Origin of the sequence: Pseudomonas capeferrum (assembly GCF_000731675.1) — a bacterium.
In the GTDB taxonomy this organism is placed as follows: domain Bacteria; phylum Pseudomonadota; class Gammaproteobacteria; order Pseudomonadales; family Pseudomonadaceae; genus Aquipseudomonas; species Aquipseudomonas capeferrum.
Genome location: NZ_JMIT01000001.1, coordinates 350,272 through 376,299, shown reverse-complemented (window position 1 = coordinate 376,299; position 26,028 = coordinate 350,272). Strand labels below are relative to the sequence as shown.

At 64.0% G+C, this 26,028-nt stretch carries 12 protein-coding genes; 9 read left to right on the top strand and 3 right to left on the bottom strand.

The genetic code is table 11. The annotated features are described in order from the left end of the window. The first annotated feature begins 175 nt into the window (after positions 1–175). From PC358_RS01950 to PC358_RS01935, 4 genes are read left to right on the top strand one after another with little or no spacing between them, the layout of a single operon-like run. Positions 176–928: an ABC transporter permease gene (locus PC358_RS01950; protein WP_033697140.1), complete on the top strand. Its 753-nt coding sequence runs from the start codon at positions 176–178 to the stop codon at positions 926–928. 10 nt (positions 929–938) lie between these two features. Beyond that, positions 939–1,694, top strand: a complete 756-nt coding sequence (locus PC358_RS01945) for an ABC transporter permease (protein ID WP_033697138.1) — start codon at positions 939–941, stop codon at positions 1,692–1,694. 11 nt (positions 1,695–1,705) lie between these two features. Next, the gene (locus PC358_RS01940; protein WP_033697136.1) at positions 1,706–2,491 is read left to right on the top strand and encodes an ABC transporter ATP-binding protein; all 786 of its coding nucleotides are present in this window, start codon (positions 1,706–1,708) and stop codon (positions 2,489–2,491) included. Between the two features lie 57 nt (positions 2,492–2,548). Next, positions 2,549–2,845 (top strand): chorismate mutase, encoded by a 297-nt coding sequence (locus PC358_RS01935; protein ID WP_033697134.1) that lies wholly within the window; start codon positions 2,549–2,551, stop codon positions 2,843–2,845. 148 nt (positions 2,846–2,993) lie between these two features. Here the strand turns inward: PC358_RS01935 and PC358_RS01930 are convergent, their stop codons facing one another. Further along, positions 2,994–14,639 carry a peroxidase family protein gene (locus PC358_RS01930; RefSeq protein WP_081874699.1) on the bottom strand — a complete coding sequence of 3,882 codons (11,646 nt, stop codon included), beginning with the start codon at positions 14,637–14,639 and terminating at the stop codon, positions 2,994–2,996. A gap of 477 nt (positions 14,640–15,116) precedes the next feature. Here PC358_RS01930 and PC358_RS01925 point away from each other — a divergent pair, with 477 nt between their 5' ends. From PC358_RS01925 to PC358_RS01910, 4 genes are all read left to right on the top strand, one after another. Next, the gene (locus PC358_RS01925; RefSeq protein WP_033697131.1) at positions 15,117–16,853 is read left to right on the top strand and encodes a type I secretion system permease/ATPase; all 1,737 of its coding nucleotides are present in this window, start codon (positions 15,117–15,119) and stop codon (positions 16,851–16,853) included. A gap of 6 nt (positions 16,854–16,859) precedes the next feature. After that, a complete protein-coding gene (locus tag PC358_RS01920; protein WP_050506031.1) occupies positions 16,860–18,200 on the top strand; it encodes an HlyD family type I secretion periplasmic adaptor subunit in 1,341 nt (446 codons plus the stop codon). A 1-nt stretch (position 18,201) separates the two neighbouring features. Then, positions 18,202–19,530: a TolC family outer membrane protein gene (locus tag PC358_RS01915; protein ID WP_033697129.1), complete on the top strand. Its 1,329-nt coding sequence runs from the start codon at positions 18,202–18,204 to the stop codon at positions 19,528–19,530. A 532-nt stretch (positions 19,531–20,062) separates the two neighbouring features. After that, positions 20,063–20,731 carry a class I SAM-dependent methyltransferase gene (locus tag PC358_RS01910; protein WP_033697127.1) on the top strand — a complete coding sequence of 223 codons (669 nt, stop codon included), beginning with the start codon at positions 20,063–20,065 and terminating at the stop codon, positions 20,729–20,731. Positions 20,732–20,806: 75 nt separating this feature from the next. Here PC358_RS01910 and quiC read toward each other — a convergent pair whose 3' ends face one another. After that, positions 20,807–22,714 (bottom strand): 3-dehydroshikimate dehydratase QuiC, encoded by a 1,908-nt coding sequence (gene quiC / locus PC358_RS01905; protein ID WP_033697125.1) that lies wholly within the window; start codon positions 22,712–22,714, stop codon positions 20,807–20,809. Between the two features lie 466 nt (positions 22,715–23,180). Here quiC and PC358_RS01900 point away from each other — a divergent pair, with 466 nt between their 5' ends. Next, positions 23,181–24,554: an MFS transporter gene (locus PC358_RS01900; protein WP_033697123.1), complete on the top strand. Its 1,374-nt coding sequence runs from the start codon at positions 23,181–23,183 to the stop codon at positions 24,552–24,554. A gap of 38 nt (positions 24,555–24,592) precedes the next feature. On the opposite strand, the gene PC358_RS01895 is transcribed toward PC358_RS01900, so the two are convergent. Next, complete coding sequence (locus tag PC358_RS01895) at positions 24,593–26,005, bottom strand: DOPA decarboxylase (protein WP_033697121.1); 1,413 nt, start codon at positions 26,003–26,005, stop codon at positions 24,593–24,595. Positions 26,006–26,028 lie beyond the last annotated feature (23 nt).

Below are 26,028 nucleotides of genomic sequence, written 5' to 3'. Positions count from 1 at the left end.
GTGGGCGCGGGTTCACCCGCGAAGACCCCATGTTGCTGGCAGCCTGCTGCTGGAGCAGCAGCCCTGTGCTGCTCCAGCATCACCCCTTCCTCAGCCGCCGTATTTCCGGGCCCCGGCCGCCTGGCACAGCTCTTGCGATAGCCCTTTCCATCGTCTGCTCCCCCCAAGGCCTGCCATGCGCTTGCTCTCGCTCCTCTCCTGGTTGATTTCCCCCGTGGCCCTGCTCGCCCTCTGGGCCCTGCTGGCCAACGCCGGGCTGTTCCCTGCCAACCTGCTTATCCCGCCGCTGGAGGTCTGGCACAGCTTCACCGACCTGCTGGCCACCGGCGAACTGCAGGAGCACCTCACTGGCAGCCTCTCGCGCCTGGCCTTGGGCTTTGTCGTCGGTGCGCTGGCGGGCCTGGCATTCGGCACCGCCCTGGCCTTGTCAAAAACCGTGGAGGCCTACTGCGCGCCGCTGTTTCACACCCTCCGGCAAATCCCCAGCATCGCCCTGATCCCGATGTTCGTGCTGCTGTTCGGCGTCGATGAAACCTTCAAGATCGTCATCGTCGCCAAGACCGCGTTCTTCCCCGTGGCCCTGGCCACCTGTGAAGGGGTGCGCGCCATCCCGCGCAGCCACTTTGAAGTCGCAGCGGTGTACCGCCTGCGCTGGACCACGCTGGTCGGCCTTATCGCCCTGCCCGCTGCCGTGCCCGCGATCGTCACCGGCGTGCGCGTGGCCCTGACCCGCGCCTGGGTGGTGCTGGTGGCGTGCGAGCTGCTGGCTGCAGACAGTGGGATGGGGCAGATGATCGAAATGGGCCGGCAGATGCTGCGTATCGATGTGGTGATGGTCGGGGTGGTGATCACCGGGGTGATTGGTTTTACCCTGGACTTCGGCCTGCGTCGCGTCGAGCGACGGTTTACCCGCTGGCAGAGCCGCTAAGGAGTTGCTGATGAACCTGAAGAGTCTTCGTGGCCTGGTGCTGCCATTGCTGCTGCTCGGTGCGTGGGAGTATGCCTCGCGCCAGGACGCCGCTGGCGCCTATGCCTTTGTGCCGCTGGCCCAGGTGGGTGCGGCCTGGGTCGAGGTGCTGGGCAGCGGCGAGCTGCTGGTCAACCTGTGGGCGAGCCTGCTGCGCACCTGCACAGGCCTGGCGCTGGGCATTGTCGGTGGCATCGGCTTGGGGGCGCTGATGGCCCTGTCGGCACCGGCCAACCGCCTGATCGCGCCGCTGTTCCACGCCCTGCGCCAGGTACCGATGCTGGGCTGGATCCCGTTGATCGCCTTGTGCTTTGGCAACGGCGAAAGTGCCAAGCTGCTCATCGTCAGCCTGGCGGCGTTGTACCCGATGGTGCTCAACACCTTCGAAAGCCTGCGCCAGGTCGAGGGCCAGCACCGCGAAGCGGCCCGGGTGCTGATGCTCAGCCGCGCACAGCAGTTGCGCCTGATCCTGTTGCCCGCCGCCTTGCCGGGCATCGCCGCCGGCGTCTTGCAGGCGCTGGCGTTCGCCTGGGTGACCTCGGTGGGCAGCGAGCTGTTCCTGTCCTCGGGGGCAGGCCTTGGCAGCCTGATGATGAACGCCGAGGCCGGCGCACGCATGGAGATCATTGTGGTCTGCGTGCTGTGCATCGGCCTGTGCGGCTACCTGATGTCCTGGCTCTGCACCCTCCTCTCCCGCCGCCTGCTGCGCTGGCGCCCGACCCGTTGAAAGGCCCGATCATGAACGCCATCGCCCACGCTTTACCCACCACCGCCACCCACGGCGCACTGAGCATTCGCGGCCTGAGCAAAAGCTACGCTCTCAAGGGCAAGCCGATGCAGGTGCTCAAGGACATCGAGCTGAACATCCAGCCCGGCGAATTCGTCAGCATTGTCGGCGCCAGTGGCTGTGGCAAGTCCACCTTGCTGCGGCTGATCGTCGGCCTCGACCAAGCCTACCAGGGGCAGATCCTGCTCGACCAGCAGCCCGTCCATGGGCCGGGCCTGGAACGCGGCATCGTGTTCCAGGACCACCGCCTGTTCCCGTGGATGACCCTGCAGCAGAACATCGCCCTGGCCTTGAAGAACCACACCATGCCGGCGACACACAAGGACCGCCTGGTAGCTGAGCATATCGCCCTGGTAGGCCTGAGCGGCTACGAACAGGCCTACCCGCACCAGCTATCCGGCGGCATGGCCCAGCGCGCGGCCATTGCCCGGGCGCTGGTGAACAAACCCAAGGTGCTGCTGCTGGACGAGCCGCTGGGCGCCCTGGATGCCCTGACCCGGGTAAGGTTGCAGCAGGAGTTGCAACGCATCTGGGTGCAGGAGCGCTGCACCGTGATCATGGTCACCCATGACATCGAGGAAGCGCTGTACCTGGGCGACCGGGTGATCGTGATGGATGCCCACCCGGGCAGAATCCGCGAAGACCTGCGCATCGACCTGCCGCACCCGCGCGAACGTGACAGTACCGTGTTGCAGGCTTACAAGCAGCGGCTGCTGGGTGAGCTGGTGGGGCATTGAGCTGCATTCGAGCGTGCCTGTGCTACTGTGCTGCGACACCCTCAAGGAGCCCGCCACATGGACGTACGCTGCACCTCGATCGAGGACGTTCGCTCGCGCATCGATCACATCGACCAGAACCTGGTCGCACTGCTTGCCCAACGTGGCCAACTGGTCGCCCAGGCGGCGACTTTTAAGAAGACCCGCGACGATGTGCGCGCACCGGCGCGGGTCGAGCAGGTGATTGCCAAAGTGCGTGCCATTGCCGGTGATACCGGGGCATCGCCCGACGTGGTGGAACGGGTGTACCGGGCGATGATTGCGGCGTTCATCGATGAAGAGCTGAGACTGCATGCCGCGTTAGACCGGGAGTGAGTTGGGGCCGCTTTGCGGCCCATCGCGACGCAAGGCCGCTCCTACAGGAATATGCGATCTCTTGTAGGAGCGGCCTTGCGTCGCGATGGGCTGCGAAGCAGCCCCAATGTCAAGCCTGGAGGGCATCCCTTGCCCTCACCTTTGCGACTCACCCCGCCAGCACGAAGTCCGCTGCCGTCACAGTCGTGGCATCGGCAACCCCTACCAGGCGAATCGAGTCGGTAGCGCCAATGCTGACCAGCGTATCGGCACCGACATCGGCGATGGTGACGTTGCCCGCGAAGGTCGCCGCAGTGATGTTGAACGCGGAGATATCCAGCAAGTCCTGCCCGCCCACCAGGTTGGCATCGAAGTTGATGATCAGGTCGGCGCCAGACCCCGCACCGAACTGGAAGGTATCGTTGCCATCGCTGGCGATCATCGTGTCATCACCCGCGCCGCCGTTGACCCTGTCATCGCCAATCGCGCCGTTGAGGAAGTCGCTGCCGCTACCACCTGACAAGATGTCGTTGCCATCATCACCGAACAGCGTGTCGTTGCCCGCCCCACCGCTCAGGATGTCATTGCCCAGGCCACCATCGAGGCTGTCGTTGTCGTCCTCGCCGTTCAGGGTATCGTTGCCAACGCCACCGAGCAGTTGGTCGTTACCTGCGCCACCGTTGAGGGTGTCATTACCTGAACCACCGGTGATGACGTTGTCCAGGCCGTTACCGGTACCCGTGAAGTTGGCGGCGCCGAAGTAGGTCAGGTTTTCCAGGTTGCTGCCCAGCGTGTAGCTGGTGATCGTCGTGCGTACGAGGTCCGTGCCGCCGCCTGCCAGTTCTACCAGCACATCCGCGGCGGTATCGACCACATAGCTGTCGTTACCGGCGCCACCCACCAGTTGGTCGATACCTGCACCACCGTTGAGGAAGTCGTTGCCGGCCCCGCCGAGGATGGTGTTGGCAGCGGTATTACCCACGCCCACGAAGTTGCCGGTGCCGGTAAAGCTGAGGTTCTCGAGGTTGGCGCCGAGTGTGTAGCTTGCCAGGCTGGTCTGCACCAGGTCGGTACCCCCTCCAGCTGCCTCGGTAACGATGTCACCGGTGTTGTCGACCAAGAAGGTGTCGTTGCCGAGACCGCCAATCAGGGTGTCTGCACCGAGCCCACCGTTGAGCACATCATTGCCCGAGCCGCTGGTGATGACGTTGTTCAGCGCGTTACCGACCCCCGTGAAGCTGGCGGCGCCGAAGTAGGTCAGGTTCTCCAGGTTGCCGCCCAGCGTGTAGCTGGTGATCGTCGTGCGTATGACGTCCGTGCCGCCGCCTACCAGTTCCACGACCACGTCCCCGGCATTGTCGATCACATAGCTGTCGTTACCGGTGCCGCCCACCAGTTGGTCGATACCCGCCCCCCCATTGAGGAAGTCATTGCCGGCGCCGCCGACGATGGTATTGGCCACGCCATTACCCACCCCCACGAAGTTGCCTGTGCCGGTAAAGCTCAGGTTCTCGAGGGTGGCCGCGAGCGTGTAGCTCGCCAGGCTGGTTCGCACCAGGTCGGTACCCCCGCCCAACGCTTCAGTGACGATGTCTGCGGCATTGTCGACGACAAAGGTGTCGTCACCGGCACCGCCAATCAGGGTATCTGCACCGAGCCCACCGTTAAGTGTGTCGTTGCCAGCGTTGCCGGTAAGTGTGTCATTACCTGAACCACCGGTGATGACGTTGTCCAGGCTGTTGCCGGTGCCGACGAAGTTGGCGGCGCCGAAGTAGGTCAGATTCTCCAGGTTGCTGCCCAGCGTGTAGCTGGTGATCGTCGTGCGTACAAGGTCGGTGCCACCGTCTGCCAGTTCCACCAGCACGTCCGCAGCCGTATCGACCACATAGCTGTCGTTACCGGCACCGCCCACCAACTGGTCGATACCCGCGCCACCGTTGAGGAAGTCGTTACCCGCCCCGCCAATGATGGTGTTGGCCAGGGTATTACCCACACCCACGAAGTTGCCGGTGCCGATAAAGCTCAGGTTCTCCAGGTTGGCGCCGAGCGTGTAGCTTGCCAGGCTGGTCTGCACCAGGTCGGTGCCCCCGCCAACTGCCTCGGTGACAGTGTCACCGGTGTTGTCGACGACAAAGGTGTCATTACCGGCGCCGCCATTCATGGCATCCGCACCGAGCCCACCGTCGAGAATGTCGTTGCCATCACCGCCGAACAACTGATCGTTGCCGGCCAGGCCGTTGAGCGTGTCGTTGCCGCCCAGCCCAGAGAGCACGTCATTGGCCGAGGTACCGGTCAAGGTGTCGGCACCCGGTGTGCCCAGTAGCTCCACTCCTATCAGTCGCGGCACCACCGCCGTCGCCGCAGAGCTCACCGATTCAAGGGTGCCGAAGCCGTCGGTGTAGCGTACGACCACGCGCAGTTGAAGATCGGCCTGCGCCGCGCCTGGGGTGAAGGTAGCAGCCGTCGCACCGAGGATGTCGGTAAACGTCGTACCCGTGCCTTGCTGCCACTGGAAGCTGAACGTTCCCAGCCCGTCCACGTCGGCAATACCTGCGGTAAGCGCGCTCAGTACCTGCCCCTGATCCGGCGTAGTGTCACTGATCAGGACCGCACCGGTCGGTGCATCATTGGCGTTGGCCACCGGGTCGAGGATGTCGGAGGCAATGCTTTCTTGCACGCCGAAGTCATCCACGTAGCTGACCACCACCCGCATGTTCTGCCCCACCTGCGCCTGGGTCAGGACGAAGGTGCTGCCGATGGCGCCCGCGATGTTGACCCAACCGACACCGCGGTTCGACTGCCACTGGAAGCTGAACTGCGGATTGCTCAGGCCGTCGGCGTCGACGATGGTCGCCGGGTCGGCCGTCAGTGTTTGGTTCTGCACCAGCAGCCCGGTCACGGCCGGCCCGGCGCTCGGTGCGCTGTTCGGCGCGGAGTCGACGATCTCCAGAGTGCCCTTGGCATCCTGATACACCGCCCGCACCCGAATGCTCAACCCCGCCACATCGTCCGTCACCCGATAGGTACTGCCGATCGCCCGCGATGCTTCGCCTGCGGCGACGAAGGTGATGTCCTCATAGACACCCGAGCCCGGCAGTTGCTCGACCTGCCAGTAGTAGGCCACAGGCCCGTTGACCGCACCCGTCTGGTTGGCCGCACTGACGTTGTCGGCATCGTGCACCGCCAAGTCAGAGACACGCAGCAACTGGCCGGCAACCGGTGTGTCCTCACGCCCGCCCGTGGCATCGTCAAGGATCGCCAGGTGGCCCGATGGGTCGGCGTTGACGGCCGTGCCGACGCCAGAGGCAATGGCGCGGTCAGAGAACTGCAGCCGCTCGATGCCGGTCAGCCGATCGACACCATCACGCCCCGCCACCAGGTCGGTGACGATGACCGCATTGCCATCGACCACGACGCTGTAGTCGGTCGCAACCCCCGAGAACAAGGCGGTGTCATAGTTGTCGGTACCGCTGACAATCTCCCGGGTGATCACCAGCTGGCCCGGGTTGTAAGTACCGTTGAGCATCAGCGGCACCATCGGCTCCATGCTGTCGAACGTGGCGATTTCCGGGCCGGTGCCATCGCTGTTGGCGCGCACGCTGATGCGCACGTTGAGCCACTTGTCACCGTCGAGGATGTCATCGCCGCCGCGCCCTTCAAGCAGGTCGCTGCCGCTGCCGCCAAGGATGATGTTGCCGCCGTCGTAGAAGGTCGCACCGGCAGCCAGCAGGTCGGCCAGGCCGTTGATCAGGTTGATGTTGGTCAGCACGCTGCCGGTGGCACCGGCGGTGGGCAGCGAGGCGGCATCTTCATTGTCGCCACGCAGGAAGTCACCGTGCGCCGAACCCGACAGGCCTTCCATGATGTCGAAGCGTACCAGTGCCGAAGCACCCGAGCCCGGCACCGGCGGCACATCGAAGAAGCGGTCGGTGTAGTCGATGGTCACGCCTTGGGCGAGGCCCTTGAAGGTCGCCCAGTCGTAGCCCGAGCCGCCGATATAGCGGTCACCGAAACCGAGGCTGCCGACCATGATGTCGTCGCCCCCTTCGCCGTTGAACTTGTCGTTCTCGTTGCCGCCGATGAACACATCGTTACCGATCACCGGGTCGTTGCCGAGCGGGTCGAAGTTGTCGCCAGGCGCACCGTCCGAGGTGCCCTTCTCGATCCAGTCGTCACCTTCGTTGCCCATGTCCTGTTCGTTGGCCTTGCTACCCAGGATGAAGTCGTTGCCCTGGCCGCCAATGGCTTCGGAGGCGTCTTCACCGGTGACGATGAAGTCGTTGCCAAAACCACCGATGATCAGGTTGATGCCATTACCGCCGTGCAGCACGTCGTTGCCGTCGCCGCCCTGGATATTGTCGTCGCCGCCCACGTCGCTGATGATGTCGTCACCGGCACCGCCGCGCAGCTGGTCGTTGCCGTTGCCGCCTTCGATGCGGTCATTGCCGGCATCGCCCCAGACCGTGTCGTCGCCACCGCCAGAGACGAGTATGTCATCGCCGTTGCTGCCGCCCAGCACGATGTGCTCTTCACCGGCGTAGCGGATGTAGTTGGTGTCGGGCCCTGCAGTCAGCGGGTTGTCGCGGAACACCACCTGCTGGCCGTTATCGCCCAGCGGGTCGGCATTGCCCAGGCCATCGTTGAACTGCTTGCTGCGGTCCACTTCGAGGTAGAACGCCGGGTCCGAGAACACCAGGCCCGGCAAGTGGGTGGCCGACGTGTTGGCCATGATCAGCTTGGCGAACGAGTTGCTTTCCAGCTCGGCATTCATCGACAGGCCAGAGGTGCGCTCCAGGTAGTAGAAGCGGTCGCCGTCCTGGAGTTTTTCCATCTGGTTTTCGAACACGAAGTTGAAGGTCGAGCCGAGCATGCCGCCGAAGGGTGCTTTCGCTTCGGCCAGGCCACCGATCCACAGGTCGATGGCATCGACCCCGGTCACTGTCACAGCCCTCAGGTCATCGGCAGTGCCCAGCACACCATCCTTGCCGGGCAGTGTCACGTTGGCCCAGGCCCCAGTGCCGTTGAGGAAGTCCAGGCGGTCCGCCGGCGCTCCGTCGCCTCCGAACACCAGCGCCATGGCTGCCGCGCGCTTGTCCACCAGGGTGGTTGCACCGGTGATGGTGCTGTGCGTGCCGTAGGCGGCAATGAAGTTGATCAACGACTCCGCATGCTTGAGGTGCTGCACCAAATCGACCCAACTGGTGTACGGCTTGAGTTGGGTATCGCCGGTTTGCTCGTAGATGTCGCGGCGCACGGCGTTGAGCGAAGGAATCCCCACATCGCGGCCACGGGCGATGTTGATCGCCGGCAGGTCGAGCGGCAGGCCCAGCAGGTTGTTGCGCAGCGCCTCGGTGACGAACTCGTCAATTTCGTTACCGGCCTGGCGCGTCACCCCGCGCACGATGGCACTGGTCGCATCCTCTGGCGTGACCCCACTGGCGGCGTACGCCAATGGGTTGAGGAACGCGGCGATCAGGCCCAGTTGCTGCTCGGGGTTGGCACTGGCCGGGTCCTTGACCACGTTGAAGTCGATATCGTAACGGTCGACGGTCTCGGTCAACATCGAGTGGCCGAAGCGGTACACGGTGTGCGCGAACTCGGCAACGATCGAGGCGTCGAGGTCGACGTCATACACCTGGGTCGGGGCGAAGAACAGGTCGACGCGAGGCTGGATGGTGCGCGCGAACTCCTCGAACACCAGGTGCTGATACTGCATCTCGGTGCCGAACTTGGCCGCCTGGAACAACCGCTCGCCATTCCACACCAGCGCATCGATCTCGGCCTGGCTGGCAGGCAGTGCGGTCACCGGGTTGAGCAGCCACTCGTTGAGGAAGGCCACGTCGCCGGCATCGAGCACGGTGTCCATGGTTTGCGCCACCAGCCGGTTGTGCTCGGCGTGGAAGATCGCGTGCACGGCGGTCAGGCCGATGTTTTCGTTGACCCGGCCATCGCCCGCGATGTAATGCGCATCCAGCAGCTCGTTGTCGTAGGCCAGGTTGGCGCCTGTCTGCGGGTTGACCGGCACGGCGTTGCCCACCAGGGCATCGCCATCGGGCGCCAGCACGCCAGCGTTGAACACCGGTACGGCATTGTGGGCGATGTCGGCGAGGAACTCGTGGCCCGTGCGCACGGCATTGGTCAGGTCGATCGGCGCCAGCGGGTTGCCTTCGACCAGCACGTCATCCGCCGTGCCGCCCAGCCCATCGGCGCCCTTCATCACCACCATCGGGTAGCCATTGGGCCCTTTGACGAAGTTGCCATAGGCATCAGTTGCCAACAGCGGAACATTCCCGACGTCGGCATCGGTGAGGTGAATGCCGAGCAGGTCGTTAGCCTGCGCCTTGACCACCTTCCAGGTCGCCATGCCGCCAATTTCGCTGTCGTCCGCACTGCCGAACTTGCCATCGGTACCGAGGTCACGGTTGGTGATCAGCCGGCCAGTGGCGACGGGGCCCTGGTCGGTCATCTGGTAGCCGCGCAGGAATACCTGATGCGAGGGATGCGAGCTGTAGGTCTGGTTCTGGTCAACGAACGGCGTGGTGGTGTTGGTGTGCTCGCGGATATCGTCGGCGGTGCCGAGAAGACCATCTGGCCCTGGCTGGTTGGTGGCGCGGGTCAGCACCATGAAATTGGTGTTGCCACCAGGCACGTAGAGCGGGTCATCCGGTTGCAATGGAATAAACACCGTGCCTGATCCCCCCTTGGTTAGCAGGTCCAGACCGTGGTCGAAGAACTGCCCGAAGAAAGTCATCCAGGCATTGAACGGTGCAGACAGCCCAGCATCCGCCGTGGTGTTTTCGAACAGGTAGACATCGCGATCGTCAGTGGTACCGAACTGGCCATCCATGCCAGGGCTGGCGACCACCCGTACGCCATCCTTGAGCACGTCGTCGTTACCCGGCGTGCCGAAGTTGAGCACACCGTCCGCGCCTGGGTCGTAGGCCGTGGCATAAGCTGCCGGGTTGTTCGAGGTCTGGTCGACGATCAGGTTGCTGATGGTACGCGGCTGCGAGTCGAACACCGCTCCGCTGGTCTGCTGATAGGAAGACCCGGGAATGGCCGGCGAGCCAGGGCCGAAGAAGCCGGCCGGCGCGCCTTCGGCCGGGTTGAACACCGGGTCTGTCAGCCGTGGGAAGACGTTGTCGGCAGCACCGAACTGGGTGTTGTTGATACCGTTGAGGTTCATCAGGTTGTTGTTCGAGCCGTCGACCGTCCGCAGACCCATGGCCGCCCGGATGTTAGGTATCAGCGAGAGGATATCCTGCCCGGCAGCATCGGCCTCGGCAATCTTGATCTGGGCCAGTATGAAGTTCAGGTCGGAGCGGACCATGTGCAGACCCTCTCCCCCTTCGCTGGCATCGACCACCGGCGTTGGTGCAGTTGGTACCACGGGCGCGCCCGCTTCGACTACGGCAGTGGGCTGCGAGAACAGCACTTCGGTGGTGCCGTGGGCATCCTGGTAGATCGCCTTGACCCGCAGCGACAACCCGGCCAGGTCCGGCGAGACCTTGAACGCGGTGCCATCGGCGCTCTGGAACGCCAGGTCGCCGGCCGGCAACAGGATGATGTCTTCGAACACACCGCTGCCCGGGTCGGCCTCGAACTGCCAGTAGTAGGACACCGACGTGTTGTTGAGCAGCCCTTGTGGGTTGGTCGGTGAAATGTTGTCGCCATCCAGCACCCCGGCCATGCTCACGGTCAGCATGTCGCCCACGGTGATCGCGCCGGCATTGCTGTCGGTGATGGTCGGGCTGCCGGTAGGCTGAGCGTTCACGCCCGCCACCAGCACGCGCTGGCCGTCGGAGAATTGCAGGCGCTCGATATGCAGCAGAGTGTCGGTGCCGTCATTGCCGACGGTATCGGTTACCGTCCACACATCGTCCGCCACATCGGCCGTGCCGCGGGTGTTCTGGGTGACCACGTAGTCGGCCTGAAGCCCGGAAAACACCGCGGTATCGAAGGCTGCACCACCGGTCGAGCTGCCCGGCAGAATTTCCCGCACGGCCTTGAGCTGGCCGGGGTTGTAAGTACGGTCGAGCATGAACGGGATCATGTCGACCATGCTGTCGAAGCTGGCGATTTCCGGCCCGGTGTGGTTGACGTCGTCGGCGGCGTACACCGCGATCCGCACGTTGATCCACTTGTCACCGTCGATCAGGTCATCGCCCCCACGGCCCTCGATCAGGTCGCTGCCGTTGCCGCCCAGGATGATGTTGCCGGTGGCAAAGCCGGTGGTCGGTAAACCTGCATCGGCGAGGAATTGCTCCAGCCCGCGAATCAATGCCACGTTGGTCAGCGCACTGCCCGTGGCTCCGCCGTGGTTGAGGATGGTGACTGCATCGACGTCGTCACCTTTGAGCACGTCGCCGAACCTGGAACCGGACAACCCTTCGACTTCGGCAAAGCGGTCGAGGATCGAGGCCGGCGAGGCGCCGACCGGGTTGAACACCCCGGCGTTCTGGTTCGGCGCGTTCCCATGCGGCTGCGCCAGTGCGGCCAGGCTCAGGTCGACGGTCACGCCGACCTGGTCATTCTTGTAGGTGACCCAGTCGAAGCCGGACATGCCGTCCATCTTGTCCTGGGCATCGCTGCCGACAAAGATGTCATCACCGCCTTCGCCGATCATCTCGTCGAAGCCACCGCCGCCGACGAAGATGTCGTTGCCGATCACTTCATCACCCAGCAGTGGCGCGAAGTTGTCGCCGGGCGCACCGTCCTGGGTGCCCTTCTCGATCCAGTCATCGCCCTCGTTGCCGGTGGGTGGCAGGTTGGTCTTGGCGCCGAGGATGAAGTCGTCGCCCTGGCCGCCGAAGGTGGTGCTGATGTCTTCGGTGGTGATGATGAAGTCCTGGCCGTCGCCGCCCAGGATCAGGTTGCCGGCAACGCCCATGCTGCCGGCGACGATCACGTCGTTGCCGGCGTTGCCTTCCAGGCGGTTGTCGCCAAACGAATCGGTGATGATGTCATCGCCCGCGCCGCCCAGCACCGCATCGTTGCCTGCGCCGCCTTCGAGGCGGTCATTGCCGCCGTCGCCGTAGAGCGTGTCATCACCTTCGCTGGAAATGATGATGTCATTGCCTGCAGTACCCCCCAGCACCACATGATCCAGGCCGGTGTAGTGCAGGTAGTTGCTGTCGGCGCCCACGGTATCGGGGTTGTCGCGGATCACCAGGGGCACGATTTCCTGGCCGTAGATCATGATGCCGCCAGTCGGGTCGGCCTTGCCGTCGGCACCCAGCCCGGTGAACTGGTTGGCCTGGTTCACTTCGAGGGTGAAGGTGGGCGTCAGGAACACGGTGTTGGACAGGTGGGTGACATCGGAGTTGAGCATGATCAGCTTGGCGAAAGAGTTGTTTTCAAGCTCCGTGCCGAAGTTGGTGCCCGCCATGCGCGACAGGTAGTAGAACCGGTCGCCGTTCTGCAGCGCCTCCATCTGGGTTTCGAAGATGAAGTTGAAGCTCGACCCGAGCATGCCGCCGAACGGCATCTTCTGCTCGGCCAGGCCACCGACCCAGAAGTCGATGGTGTCAACGCCGGTGATGGTCACCCCGGTCACGTCGTCTGCAGTGCCCAGTACCCCGTCCTTGCCGGCCAGGGTCACGTTGGCCCAGGCACCGGTGCCGTTGAGGAAGTCGAGGCGGTCGGTCGGCGCACCCTCGCCCCCGAACACCAGGGCCATGGCGGCGGCGCGTTTGTCTTCCATGGTGGTCGCCCCGGTGATCGAGGCATGGGTACCGTAGGCGGCGATGAAGTTGACCAGCGATGCGGGGTGCTTGAGGTGGTCGGCAAAGTCGACCCAGCTGATGTAGGCCTTGAGCTGGCTGTCGCCGGTCGCGGCCCAGAACTCACGGCGGGCCTCGTTCAGGGTGGGGATGCCGGTATCGCGCCCGCGTGCCAGGTTCAGTGCCGGCAGGTCGAGCGGCAGGCCCAGCAGGTTGTTGCGCAGCGCTTCGGTGACGAACTCGTCGATCTCGTTGCCGACCTGGCGCGTCACGCCACGAATGATCGCCCCTGCCGCTTCATCCGCAGTCGCCCCGCTGCCGGCGAACGCCAATGGGTTGAGGAAGGCGGCGATCAGGCCAAGCTGCTGATCGGGGTTGTTGGGGTCGGTGAGGATCGGGTTGAACTCAGGGTCCAGGCGGTCGACGGTTTCGGTCAGCATCGAGTGGCCGAAGCGGTACACCACGTGGGCGAACTCGGCGAGGATGGCCGGGTTGATCGAGGTGTCATAGCCATTGGGCGCCAGAAATTCGTCGATCTGCGGCTGAATGGTGCGTGCGAACTCCTCGAACACCAGGTGTTGGTACTGCATCTCGGTGCCGACCTTGGCAGCCTGGAACAGGCGTTCGCCATCCCACACCAAGGCCGCGATAGCGCCGGGTGTGGTCGGTATCGCGGCAACGTCATCCACCAGCCACTCGTTGAGGAAGGCCAGGTCGCCCGCGGCAAGGATGGTGTCCTTGGACTGCTGGACCAGGCGGTTGTGCTCGGAGTGGAACACGTGGTGCACGGCGGTCAGGCCGATGTTCTCGTTCACCCGGCCGTCACCAGCGATGTAGTGGGCGTCGAGCAGTTCGTTGTCATAGGTCAGGTTGTTGCCACCTGCACCCACCGGCTGCGCATTGCCCACGTCGCTGTCGGCGTCGGCCTGCAGCACGCCGCCGACCACCACCGGCGCGGCGTTGTGGGCGATGTCGTCGAGGAAGGCATGCCCGGTGCTCACGGCGTTGGCCAGGCTGATGGGCGCGGCGCGATTGCCTTCGACCAACTGGGTCACGTCATCGGCAGTCCCGGCAATACCGTCGGCGCCGTTGCTGATGCGCATCACCACCTGCGGCATGCCGTTGGGCCCCCGCAGGAAGTTGCCATAGGCATCGGTCGCCAGCAGCGGCACGTTATGCACGTCGGCATCGGTCAGGTTGATACCGAGCACGTCGCGGGCCTGGGCCTTGACCACGGCCCAGGTGGCCATGCCGCCACTCTCGCCATCGCCGTCGTCGGCCGTGCCGAATATGCCGTCGGCGCCCAGGTCACGGTTGGTGATCAGGCGCCCGGTGGCAATCGGGTCGCCGGCGGCGTTGAGCATGTACTCGCGCAGGAACACCTGGTGCGAGGGGTGCGAGCTGTAGGTCTGGCTCTGGTCGACGAAGGGCGAGGTGGTATTGGGCTGGCTGTCGTCGGCCGTGCCGACCACGCCATCGGCGCCGGCCGTGCGCACGGCACGTGACAGCACCATGAAGTTGGTCGGGCTGTTGGGCACGAACAACGGGTCATCGGGCTGCAGCGGGATGAACACGATGTCGGTGGCGCTTTTGGTCACCAGGTCCAGGCCATGATCGAAGAACTGGCCAAAGAAGGTCATCCAGGCGTTGAAGCCGGCGGTCAGGCCCGCGTCTGCCGACTGGTTGGGGATGAAAAACACAGGCTTGTCGTCGGCGGTGCCGAACACGCCATCCAGGCCGGGGCTGATCACCGGCGCGGCGCCACCGTTGGCCTCAACCGCTGCGGGGTTGTTCGCGGTCTGGTCGACGATCAGGTTGCTGATGGTGCGGGGCTGGCTGTCGACCACCGTGCCGGTGCCGGCGTAGGCCGCACGGTAGGCGGGGTCGAGCAGGCGCAGGAAGGCGTTGTCGGCAGCGCCGAACTCGCTTTGCCCGGTCACCAGGTTGTTGAAGCTGCCGTCCACGGTGCGCAAGCCGAACGGCACCTGGCTATTGGGCAGCAGATCGATGAGGTTGGCGCCCTTGGCGTGGGCTTCGGCGATAAAGATCTGCTTGAGGATGAACTCCAGGTCCGACTTGCTGAAATTGGCCATTTCAATTGCCCTCGATGTATCGAAGAAACAAGCGGGGCAACAGGGTCCTTCCCGCGCCCAGTCGTTTGACGTGCGCAGTGCGTGGTTCGGTTTTCCGGGGATGTACAGGCGATGACTTCTGGTCAAACGCGATCCCTGTAGGTACGGCCTTGCCGGTAACCATTCAGGGCCCGAATAACCAAGACTAAAGTCGTAGAGTCAAACCTTGTCAATAAGCCGCCGTAAAAATGACCCTCGATGATAATGCGTTGCAACTCGCTGTTTTTACGTGACTTATGAGAAGTTCAATGCATTTATAGAGCAAAATGATATTACAAGACATTTCTCTGCAACCTACGCTGCTGCTTGTGGGAGCAACGCAGCGTTTTCGGACAACCCGCCTATAGAGCGACCCGCCTGCGAGCCGATCAGAAGCCACAGCTAGAGCTGTCCGGGACGCCGCAACGGCCTCCGGTTTTGTGAAGAGGGAGGCCCCAGATGCACAAGCAGCCGCGCACCCGTTCCGAATTGGCCGAGGCGCTTTTTCGCCTGCGCCGCAGCTTCTACGCCCTGGCAGGCTTCAGCGGCGTGATAAACGTCATGATGTTGACGCCAGCCGTGTACATGCTCCAGGTCTATGACCGCGCCCTGGTCAGCCGCAATATCACCACGTTAACGATGCTGACCCTGCTGGTGGTGGGGCTGTTCCTGCTGATGTCCGCCCTGGAAATGATCCGCACCCGGGTGTTGATCCGGGTAGGCAATTGCCTGGACATGGACCTCAACCAACGCATCTTCAGCGCCGCCTTCGAGCGCAACCTGAACCGCGCCGGGGGCAACCCGGCCCAGGCCCTGCAAGACCTCGCGCAGGTCCGCCAGTTTCTGACCGGCAATGGCCTGTTCGCCTTCTTCGATGCGCCGTGGACGCCGATCTACCTGCTGGTCTGCTACCTGATCCACCCGCTGCTCGGGCTGGTCACGATGATCGGCTCGATGATCCTCGCGGGCCTGGCGTACCTCACCGAAAAGGCCACGCACAAACCGCTGGCCGAGGCCAACCACGCGGCACTGTCCTCCGCCAACTACGCCAACAACAACCTGCGCAACGCCGAAGTCATCGAGGCCATGGGCATGCTGCCGTCGATCAGCAAGCGCTGGTACCAGAGCCACCTGCGCATCCTGCAGATGCAGACCCTGGCCTCCGACCGTGCAGCCCTGATCAGCAGTACCGGGCGCTTTGTGCGCATTACCCTGCAATCGCTGATTCTCGGCACCGGCGCGCTGCTGGCAATCGAAGGCAAGATCACCCCGGGCATGATGATCGCCTGTTCGATCCTCACCGGCCGCGCGCTGGGGCCGGTTGAACAGGTGATCGCCTCCTGGAAGCAACTGCTCGGCTGCCGCACGGCCTGGGGCCGGCTCAACGAGTTGCTGCAGGACTACCCACGCCGGCCACCGAGCATGTCGCTGCAACGGCCGGTGGGCATGCTCGCCGTGGAGAATGTGTTCGCCGGCGCCCCCGGCACCAACACCACCATTCTGCGTGGGGTCAGTTTCAGCCTGGCGCCGGGCGAAAGCTTGGGCGTCATCGGCCCCTCCGCCTCGGGCAAGTCCACCCTCGCCCGCCTGCTGGTTGGCGTCTGGCCGACCCAAGCCGGCAAGGTGCGCCTGGACGGCGCCGACATTTTCAACTGGAACAAAAGCGAACTCGGCCCCTGGCTCGGCTACCTGCCGCAGGACGTGGAGCTGTTCGAAGGCACCATCGCCGACAACATCGCGCGGTTTGCCGAGGTGGACAGCGAGGCGGTCATCCGCGCCGCCAAGAGCACCGGTGTGCACGAAATGATCCTGCGTTTCCCGCAGGGTTACGACACCCGCCTGAGTACCGATGGCAGCCCACTGTCCGGTGGCCAGAAGCAGCGTATTGCCCTGGCCCGTGCGTTGTACGGCGAACCCAACCTGGTGGTGCTGGATGAACCCAACGCCAACCTCGACGACGTCGGTGAAAAGGCCCTGGTCGATGCCCTGGCTGAACTCAAGGCGCGTGGCGCCACGGTGATACTGGTTTCTCATCGGCCCAACGTGCTGTGCGCCGTCGACAAAGTGCTGATGCTGCGTGACGGCGGCGTGCAGATGCTGGGCACGCGCGACGAAGTCTTCGCTGCGCTGCGTAAAGCCAGCGTGATACCGGCGGGCACAGCGGCGCCGCTGGCGTCGGTAAAAGTACGGGAGTGACCGATCATGCACATGAGCCAACCTACCGAGTTGATCCCCGCCGAGGCGAAAAACCTGATCGACCTGGATGCCGGCAAACCGGCGCGCTGGGGTGTATGGCTGGTCGTTGCCGGCTTCGGCGGCTTCCTGCTGTGGTCGTGCCTGGCGCCGCTGGATGCCGGCGTGGTCGCCACCGGCACGGTCAAGGTCACCAGCAACCGCAAGGCGGTGCAGCACTTGAGTGGCGGCACCGTGGAGGCGATCCTGGTGCGCGAAGGCGAAGTGGTGAAAAAGGGCCAGGAACTGGTGCGCCTCGATGCCCTGCGCGCCGTCGCCGAACAAGGCGCAGTTAGCGCCCAGTACATTGTCAGCAAGACCGTGGAAAACCGCCTGGAAGCCGAGCGCGACAGCCGCGACACGGTGAACTTCGACCCGGCCTTGCTCACGCGTTTCGGCACTGACCCGCGCCTGCTGGCCGCCATGGACTTGCAGCAACGCTTGCTCGATACCCGCCGCGCCGGCCTGGCTGGCGAAATCAGCATCCTCGAAGAGAACTTGGCGGCATCGGCCGTGCAGCTCAAGGGCCTGCAGCAGGTGTATGGCGCCCGCGCCTCGCAGATCAACTTCCTCGGCCAGGAACTGCAAGGCACCCGCGTGCTGGCGGCCGAAGGGTATGTGCCACGCAACCGCCTGCTGGAACTTGAACGCAGCAACGCCGACCTGTCCGCCGGCCAGGCCGAGAACCTCAACAATATCGCCCGGGTGCGCAGCCAGACCACCGAGATCAAGCTGCGCATTCTGCAGCGCCAGCACGACTACCTGAAAGAGGTCGAATCGCAACTGACCGACACCGCCAAGGAAAACACCACGCTGGCCGACCGCCTGCGGGCGCTGGACTACGAAGTGACCCACACGGTGATCCGCTCGCCCATCGACGGCATGGTCCAGGCGCTGGGCATCGCCACGGTGGGCGGGGTGATCCAGCCCGGCGCCAAGCTGATGGAAGTGGTCCCGCTGGACGAGCCGTTGCAGGTCGACGCGATGATCCCGGTTCAGGCCATCGACAAGATGGTCCCAGGCCTTGCCGTGGACATCGCCTTCCCGGCCTTCAACCACGCCCAGACACCGAACATTCCTGGCCGGGTGAAGACCATCTCTGCCGACCGCCTGCTTGATGAAGAGAGCAAGCAACCCTTCTACCTGGCCCAGGTGGACGTCTCGCCCGCCGGCATGAGCCTGTTGGGCAGCAACCACATACGGCCCGGCATGCCCGCCACCGTCACCATCAAGACCGGTGAGCGCAACCTGCTCAGTTACCTGCTCAAGCCAATGCTCGAACGCGTGGACAGTGCTTTCAAGGAGCAATGAAATGAACCGACACTGCCTGTTGTTGTGCCTGTTGGGGTTGTCCTTGCCGGCCAGTGCCATGGACCTGAAACAAGCCTGGGACCTGTTGCAATACCAAGGCCCTGTCTACCGCGCCGCCGAGCATGAAAAACAAGCCGGCATGGAGAACCGGGCCATTGGCCAAGCCGGCCTGCTGCCGCAGATCAATGCCACGGCCTACTACAACAAGGTCAATGGCACCCAGCACCAGAACAGCCTCGAGAACGATCTGGACTACGACTCCAAGGGCGCCAGCGTGCGCCTGCGCCAGCCGCTGTTCAACAAGCAGAAAATGGCTGAATACCGCCAGGGCGAGCAGCGTGCCGACTACAGCGTCGCGGTGTTCGACGCCAAGAGCCAGGATGCTGCGGTGCGCCTGGCCGACAGCTACTTCGATGTACTTCTGGCCAGCGAAACCATCACCCTGGCCAAGGCCAAGCTGAACGCCTTCGAAGAGCAGCTTGCCTCGGCCAAGCGGCGGATGGAGCTGGGCGCCGGTACGGTGACCGACATCGACGAATCGGTCGCCCGTCGCGACCTGGCCGAGGCCGACCTGATCGAGGCGCAAGACAACCTGGTCAACGCCCGCCGCACGCTTGAGGAATACATCGGTGAAACCCCGGCATCGCTGACCACCCTGCAGCCGGGCTTCAGCACCCCGCCACTGCTACCGGGCAACCTGCAGGACTGGCTGGTCAAGGCCCAGGCCGACAGCCCGCTGATTCACGCACGCCGGCACAGCTATGAGCTTGCCGAAGAAGAGGTCAACCGGGCCAGGGCCGGGCATTGGCCGACGCTGGACTTTGTGGCGGGCTACACCGCAGGTAGCAGCCAGTCGATTTCAGAGCTGAATCAGCGCAACCAGTACAACTCGATCGGGCTGGAACTGAACATCCCGCTGTACAGCGGCGGCAGCACCAGCGCGCTGACCCGTCAGGCCAGCGCCAACAGCTCGAAAGCACTGGACGAACTCGACGCCACCCGTCAGGAAGTCATCTCGGGCACCACCCGTGAGTACCGCGGCGTGCAGAGTGGGGCCATGCGTATCCAGGCGCTGGAAAAGGCCGTGGCGTCCAACGAACGCTCGCTGACCTCGACGCGCAAGGGCTTCAAGGAGGGTGGTACCAGCACCAATTCGGATGTGCTCAACGCTGAAGAACTGCTGTTCGACGCGCGTCATGACCTGTTCGAGGCCAAGCTGAACTACCTGATGTCGCGCCTGCGCCTGGCGTCATCGGTGGGCAGCCTGGGGGATGATGATATCGAGCTGGTCAACGACTACCTGGGGCCGGAACTGATGGTCAGTAAGTGATGGCGGCTAGGTGCCTGTCTTGGGTTTGGAGGTGGGGCGCAGATCGAGCGCCGCCCGCGCGGCGCATCGCGACGCAAGGCCGCTCCTACATTTGTTTCGGGCCAGTGAGGCCAGTGGCATTTGCGCGCGACCGCCTTGTTTGTACGACGCGATATTGAGGGGGCACCAAGGGGCCGCGCGCCAATGCCCCAGGAATAATTGGCCCGAAACAAATGTAGGAGCGGCCTTGCGTCGCGATGCGCCGCGCGGGCGGCGCTCGATCTGATAGGCGCTGAAAATGCCAAGCCAGGCACCTGGTGGCCCCGCATACAGTCTCAAGGCATCCACAACCCCCCTTAAAAAAGCCACGGCCATTCTGGCCTCAGTCGCCCGTGCGGCACGGGTCCTGGGTAAGTAACTTTGATTGGTATTTCTGAAACACCACATTAGCGTCAGCGCGCAAATCAAGTTCAATGTCTCGGCCAGCGTGTAGCCCCCAAGGGGCCGCGATGGCGGCCTATGCTTGAACCAACCCACTGCTGCGGACACCCTCATGCCCAACCCCGAAGATACCGTGCTGCACAGCTGGCAGCACAACGCCCAAGCCTGGATCGACGCGGTGCGCAGCGGCGCCATCGAGAGCCGCCGCCAGGTTACCGACCAGGCCATCCTGCTGGCCATTCTGGGCCGCCAACCCGAGCGCGTGCTGGACCTTGGCTGTGGTGAAGGCTGGTTGCTGCGGGCACTTGCCGACCGCGGCATCGAGGCGGCCGGGGTGGATGGCGATCAGACTCTGGTGGCCGCGGCACGCGCGGCAGGGTCCGCGCAGGTGCACCTTGCCAGCTACGCCCAGCTAGCCGAGGGCGACGTCAACGTTGGCCGTGACTATGACCTGATCTGTGCCAATTTCGCGCTGCTGCACCAGGACATCATTGCACTGCTGGCAGCACTGAAGGGCTTGCTGGCACCCGGTGGTGCTCTGGTGATCCAGACATTGCACCCCTGGAGCGTGGCAGCGGGCGATTATCAGGATGGCTGGCGGGAAGAGTCGTTCGCAGGGTTTGCCGGGGCCTGGCGGCCGATGCCGTGGTATTTCCGCACGCTGGCCAGTTGGCTCAATGCATTGGACATGGCCGGGCTGCGCCTGGTCAGCCTGCAGGAGCCGCAGCACCCGCAAAGTGCGGTGCCGCAGGCGCTGCTGATGGTGGCCGAGGGGCGTTGAGCCTACGCCGAAGGATCTTCGACGAGTGCAGACACACGCCCCTGCTGACTCAATGAAACATGAGTTCTGAGGCAGTTACAGGACCGGCTTGCGCGCCACCCCGCTGCGGGCCTTGGCCATCGCCGCCAGGCGCACGGCGACGTTGGCTGCGCCATACCCGGCATAGCCACCCTTGCGCTGGATGATCTCGAAGAAGAAACGCTCCTCGAACGGTTCGGTGTAGACGTGGAACAGCTCGCCACCCTGGGCATCACGGTCGTACAGCACGTTGTAGTACGCCAATTCGCTGAGGAACTCGTCGTCGAAGTCGAAACGCGCTGCCAGGTCGTCGTAGTAATTGAGCGGAATCTCCAACAGCGGTACACCGGCCAGCTTGGCGCGCGCTACTTCACGGAAGATGTCGTCACAATCGAAGGCGATGTGATGCACACCCGAGCCGCGATAGCTGGACAGTGCATGGGCAATGGCCGTGTTGCGGTTCTCGGAGATGTTCAGTGGCAGGCGCAGGGTGCCGCACTGGCTGCGCAGGGCACGGCTCTTGACCAGGCCGTAAGGGTCCGGCAGCACCACTTCGTCGTCGGCAGCGAAATCGAACAGGCTCTTGTAGAACAGTACCCAGCTGTCCAGCGACTCGGCCGGCAGCGCCAGCGCCATGTGGTCGATACGGCGCAGGCCACCGCTGGCATTGGCGGTTTTGTCCAGGCTGAAGTCGGTGTCGTACAACGTCTGGCCAGCGCTGCCCGGCTCTACCAGGTACAACAGGCTGCCATCGGGTGCCCGCACGGCAGGCACTTCACATTCATTGGGGCCGACCAGGCCGCGGAACGGCTGGCCACGGAAGGCGGTGGCGCGCTTCAGCGCAGCCTGCTGGTCCTTGACCCGCAACGCCGTGGCGCACAACGAAGGCCCGTGCGCCTCGAAGAAGTTGTGGCCGAACGAGTAGGGTTCGGCATTGAGGACGATGTTGATGTCGCCCTGGCGCAGCAGCTGCACGGCCTTGCTGCGGTGTTTGCCGGCATCGGCAAAGCCCAGGCGTTTCAGCCAGCTGCTCAGGCGTGCGCCCACCGCCTCGTCGACGGCGAACTCGAGGAATTCCACGCCGTCGTAGGCGCTGGCCGCAGGCGGGGTAAACAGCACGCCCGGCTCCACCGCCACGGCCTCCTGCTCCAGGCGCAGGCGGGTCTGCTCTTCGAGGTACAGCAGCGAGCGCAAGCCGTCGGCGGCGTTCTGCCGAGGCGGCGCGGCGCGGAAGCCGTCGTTGAAGATTTCCAGTGACAGCGGGCCGCGATAGCCGGTGGTAAGGATTGGGGCGAGGAAGCCGGCCAGGTCCATTTCGCCCTGCCCCGGGAAGCAGCGGAAATGCCGGCTCCACTCCAGCACATCCATGGCCAGGATCGGAGCGTCGGCCATCTGCACGAAGAAGATCTTGTCGCCAGGGATGTCGCGGATCGCGCTGGGGTCGCCCTTGAGCGACAAGGTATGGAAGCTGTCGAGAATCACCCCGAGGGCCGGGTGGTCGGCTTGGCGCACCAGGTTCCAGACCTGCTGGTAGGTATTGACGTGGCGGCCCCAGGCCAAGGCTTCATAACCGATGCGCAGGCCCCGCTGGCCGGCATGCTCGGCCAACAGGCGCAGGTCGTCCACCAACAGCTGTTCGTCGCCCAGGGCGTCGGCCTGAACGTTGCTGCACACCAGCACCAGGTCGGTACCCAGTTCCTGCATCAGGTCGAACTTGCGCTCGGCGCGGTCGACGTTCTTCTGCAGGCGCTCGCGGCGGCAGCCTTCAAAATCACGGAACGGCTGGAACAAGGTGATGGCGATGCCCAGGTCGGCGCACATCTGGCGAACCTGGCGCGGGCTGCCAGCGTAGTAAAGCAGGTCGTTCTCGAATATCTCGACGCCGTCGAAGCCGGCGGCGGCGATGGCTTCGAGCTTTTCCGGCAGGGTGCCGCTCAAGGACACGGTGGCAATCGAACGCTGCATGGCGGGATTTCCTTGTTGTTAGGGGACGACGGCGCAGGAAACCTACTGTGACAGTACCTGGCACGATCGATTATTCGCAGGTAAAGTCGCCTCATCAATCCCTTTGTACGGAATGGTTAGTTTTGTGTTCGATTACCGAACAAAACCCGATTTCGCGAATTGCTACACCGCCAACCCGTGGTCAACATGAAACCAGACGCAGGCACACCGACCGATGCCCTTTGCCAAGACGGTCGTTCGGCAGAACCTGCGCTGACAAGCCCAACGTCACAACATAATAAGTTCAATAAAACCGGGTACCGACCTATGAACACTGCTCTGGCCTTGCGTTCCGCACCTGTCTCCTGGCTGTCTGTCACGGCCTTGGCGCGGAATACCCCCGCACTTCACGTTTGACCCCACTCCCGAGATAACCCCACGTTCGCCATGCGCCGTGCGGGAACCAACAAGAACAACGGAGACAACGATGGCTCACTCCAGCTCTCAAGCCAAGAAAGCGACCGCCAGTGGATGGATAGGCTCGGCACTCGAGTACTACGACTTCTTCATCTATGCCCAGGCTGCGGCCCTGATCTTCCCGCAGATCTTCTTCCCCAATACCGACCCCAAGATGGCGATCATCGCCTCGCTGGCTACCTACGGTGTCGGCTACCTGGCCCGCCCGGTCGGGGCCTTTGTGCTCGGCCACTGGGGTGATACCCGCGGGCGCAAGAACGTCCTGCTGCTGTGCATGTTCCTGATGGGCCTGTCGACCATGGCTGTGGGCCTGCTGCCCACCTACCACGACATCGGCATCCTCGCCCCCGTCTTGCTGGTGGTGCTGCGCCTGATCCAGGGCTTTGCCGTGGCCGGCGAGATTTCCGGGGCCAGTTCGATGATCATGGAGCATGCGCCATTCGGCCGACGTGGCTACTACGCCAGTTTCACCCTGCAAGGCGTGCAAGCCGGCCAGGTTCTGGCGGCGGCGGTATTCCTGCCACTGGCCTACTTCATGCCCAGCGAAGCCTTCAATGACTGGGGCTGGCGCATTCCGTTCCTGATGAGCGCCGTGGTGCTGATCGCCGGCTTCATCATCCGTAAGGAAGTGCACGAGACGCCTGCGTTCGTGAAGGAAGAGAAGCAGGACAAAGTCGCCAAGTCGCCGGTCAGCGAGGCCTTCCGCCATAGCTGGAAACACATGGTGCTGGTGATGTTCATGGCACTGATGAACGTGATTCCGGTGGTCGCCACCATCTTCGGCGCGGCCTACGCGGTGCAGCCGGCCTATGGCATCGGCTTCGACAAGAGCGTGTACCTGTGGATCCCGGTGGTCGGCAATATCGTTGCGGTGCTGGTGATTCCTTTTGTCGGCAACCTTTCCGACAAGATCGGCCGGCGCCCGACCATGATCGCCGGGTGCCTGGGCTCAGGCCTGCTGGCCTTCGTCTACCTGTATGCGATCAGCATCCAGAACGTGCCGCTGGCCTTCGCCGCCTCGATCGTGATGTGGGGCATGGTCTACCAGGGCTACAACGCGGTGTTCCCAAGCTTCTACCCCGAGCTGTTCCACACCCGTTACCGTGTTTCGGCCATGGCCATTGCGCAGAACATCGGCACCATGCTGACCGCCATGTTGCCCGCGCTGTTCGCCATCGTGGCACCGCCAGGCTCGGACAACATTCCGCTGGTGGTCGGGAGCATGGCGTTCTTCATCACCTGCATCTGCGCCCTGGCGGCGTACATTGCACCGGAAACCCACCGTATGGCGATGGAAGACCTGGGCAATCCGCAGGCCAAGCCGATGGACAAAGAAGCGTATGAGGCCAGCCGTAAAGGTAGCCTCCAGACCGTAAGCCACTGATAGACCGTAGGGGGCCGCTTTTGCGGCCCCCTGCATTTTCAGCCCTTGACCACTGCCTGCAGCCCCCGCCACAGTTTCTCGACATGCTCACGCTCGGTAGGCAGCGCCCCCACCGACACCCGCACCATCCACCGGCCATTCAAGGTTGCCGGCGTCACATAGGCATCCCCAGACGTATTGAGCCGCTCGGCCCAGCCGCGGGTATGCGCATCCAACGCCTCCCCTTCCAGCCCCGCCGGCCGATGCTGGATGCACAACGTCTGCAATTGCACCGGCGCCAGCAGTTCCCAGCCCGGCGTCGCCTCGACCTGCTCGGCAAGCCACTGGGCATTCTCCAGATCACGCCGCAAGCGTGCCTGCAGCGCTTCGACACCCTCACTGCGCAACATGAACCACAGTTTCAGCGCACGGAACCGGCGCCCCAGCGGGATGCCCCAGTCGCGCAGGTTCTTCACCTCGTCATCCACCGCCGACTGCAAATAGCTGGGGTTGGTGCTCATCACGCGGATCAGGTGCTGCGGGTCGCGCACGTAGTAGATCGAACAGTCGAAGGCCACGCCCAGCCACTTGTGCGCATTGACCACCACCGAGTCGGCCAGCTCGATGCCATCCCACATCCAGCGGCACTCCGGCAGGATCATCGCCGAGCCGGCCATGGCCGAGTCGACATGCAGCCACAGGCCATGGGCCTGGGTGATTTCACCGATCGGGCGAAGCGGGTCGAGTGCCGTGGTGGTAGTGGTGCCGGTGGTCGCAACCACCGCACACGGCTGGTTACCCGCCGCCAGGTCCTGCTCGATGGCTGCTTGCAGGGCAGCCGGCTGCAGGGCGAAGCGCTCGTCGGTGGGGATCAGGCGAATGTTGTCACGGCCAAAACCTGCCAGCAGTGCGGCCTTGTCCACCGAACTGTGGGCGTGAGCGCTGACGTAGACGATCAGCGGCTTGGCCTGGGCCTGCAGGCCGCCACGCACCAACGCGTAACCGCTGGCACGTTCGCGGGCGCAGATCAGCGCCACCAGGGTACTGGTCGAGGCGGTGTCCTGGATCACCCCGCTCCATTGCCCTGACAGGCCCAGCAGCTGGCGCAGCCAGTCAAGGGTGGTTTCTTCCAGTTCGCTCAAGGCCGGGCTGGACTGCCACGACAGGCCCAGTACGCCCAGGCCGGTGCTGAGAAAATCACCCAGCACTGACGACAACGTGCCGTTGGAGGGGAAGTAGCCGTAGAAATCCGGGTGCTGCCAATGGGACAGGCCTGGCATGACCAGTTTGTTGACGTCGTCGAGAATCGCCTCGAACGGTTCGCCCTGCTGCGGGGCACATGCTGGCAGGGCTGCCTTCAGGTAGCCGGGCTCGACCTGGGCCATCACCGGGCGGTCGCCCACGGTTTGGCGGTAGTCGGCGATCAGGTCGATCAGTTGGTGGCCGTACAGGCGGAATTGTTCGGGGGTCACGGGCGGTCTCCTTTGGGCAGTTT

Bases quoted from the DNA above. Each gene is read 5' to 3' on its own strand.
- PC358_RS01950 (WP_033697140.1), top strand. From the start codon at position 176: ATGCGCTTGCTCTCGCTCCTCTCCTGGTTGATTTCCCCCGTGGCCCTG.
- PC358_RS01945 (WP_033697138.1), top strand. From the start codon at position 939: ATGAACCTGAAGAGTCTTCGTGGCCTGGTGCTGCCATTGCTGCTGCTC.
- PC358_RS01940 (WP_033697136.1), top strand. From the start codon at position 1,706: ATGAACGCCATCGCCCACGCTTTACCCACCACCGCCACCCACGGCGCA.
- PC358_RS01935 (WP_033697134.1), top strand. From the start codon at position 2,549: ATGGACGTACGCTGCACCTCGATCGAGGACGTTCGCTCGCGCATCGAT.
- PC358_RS01930 (WP_081874699.1), bottom strand. From the start codon at position 14,639: ATGGCCAATTTCAGCAAGTCGGACCTGGAGTTCATCCTCAAGCAGATC.
- PC358_RS01925 (WP_033697131.1), top strand. From the start codon at position 15,117: ATGCACAAGCAGCCGCGCACCCGTTCCGAATTGGCCGAGGCGCTTTTT.
- PC358_RS01920 (WP_050506031.1), top strand. From the start codon at position 16,860: ATGCACATGAGCCAACCTACCGAGTTGATCCCCGCCGAGGCGAAAAAC.
- PC358_RS01915 (WP_033697129.1), top strand. From the start codon at position 18,202: ATGAACCGACACTGCCTGTTGTTGTGCCTGTTGGGGTTGTCCTTGCCG.
- PC358_RS01910 (WP_033697127.1), top strand. From the start codon at position 20,063: ATGCCCAACCCCGAAGATACCGTGCTGCACAGCTGGCAGCACAACGCC.
- quiC (WP_033697125.1), bottom strand. From the start codon at position 22,714: ATGCAGCGTTCGATTGCCACCGTGTCCTTGAGCGGCACCCTGCCGGAA.
- PC358_RS01900 (WP_033697123.1), top strand. From the start codon at position 23,181: ATGGCTCACTCCAGCTCTCAAGCCAAGAAAGCGACCGCCAGTGGATGG.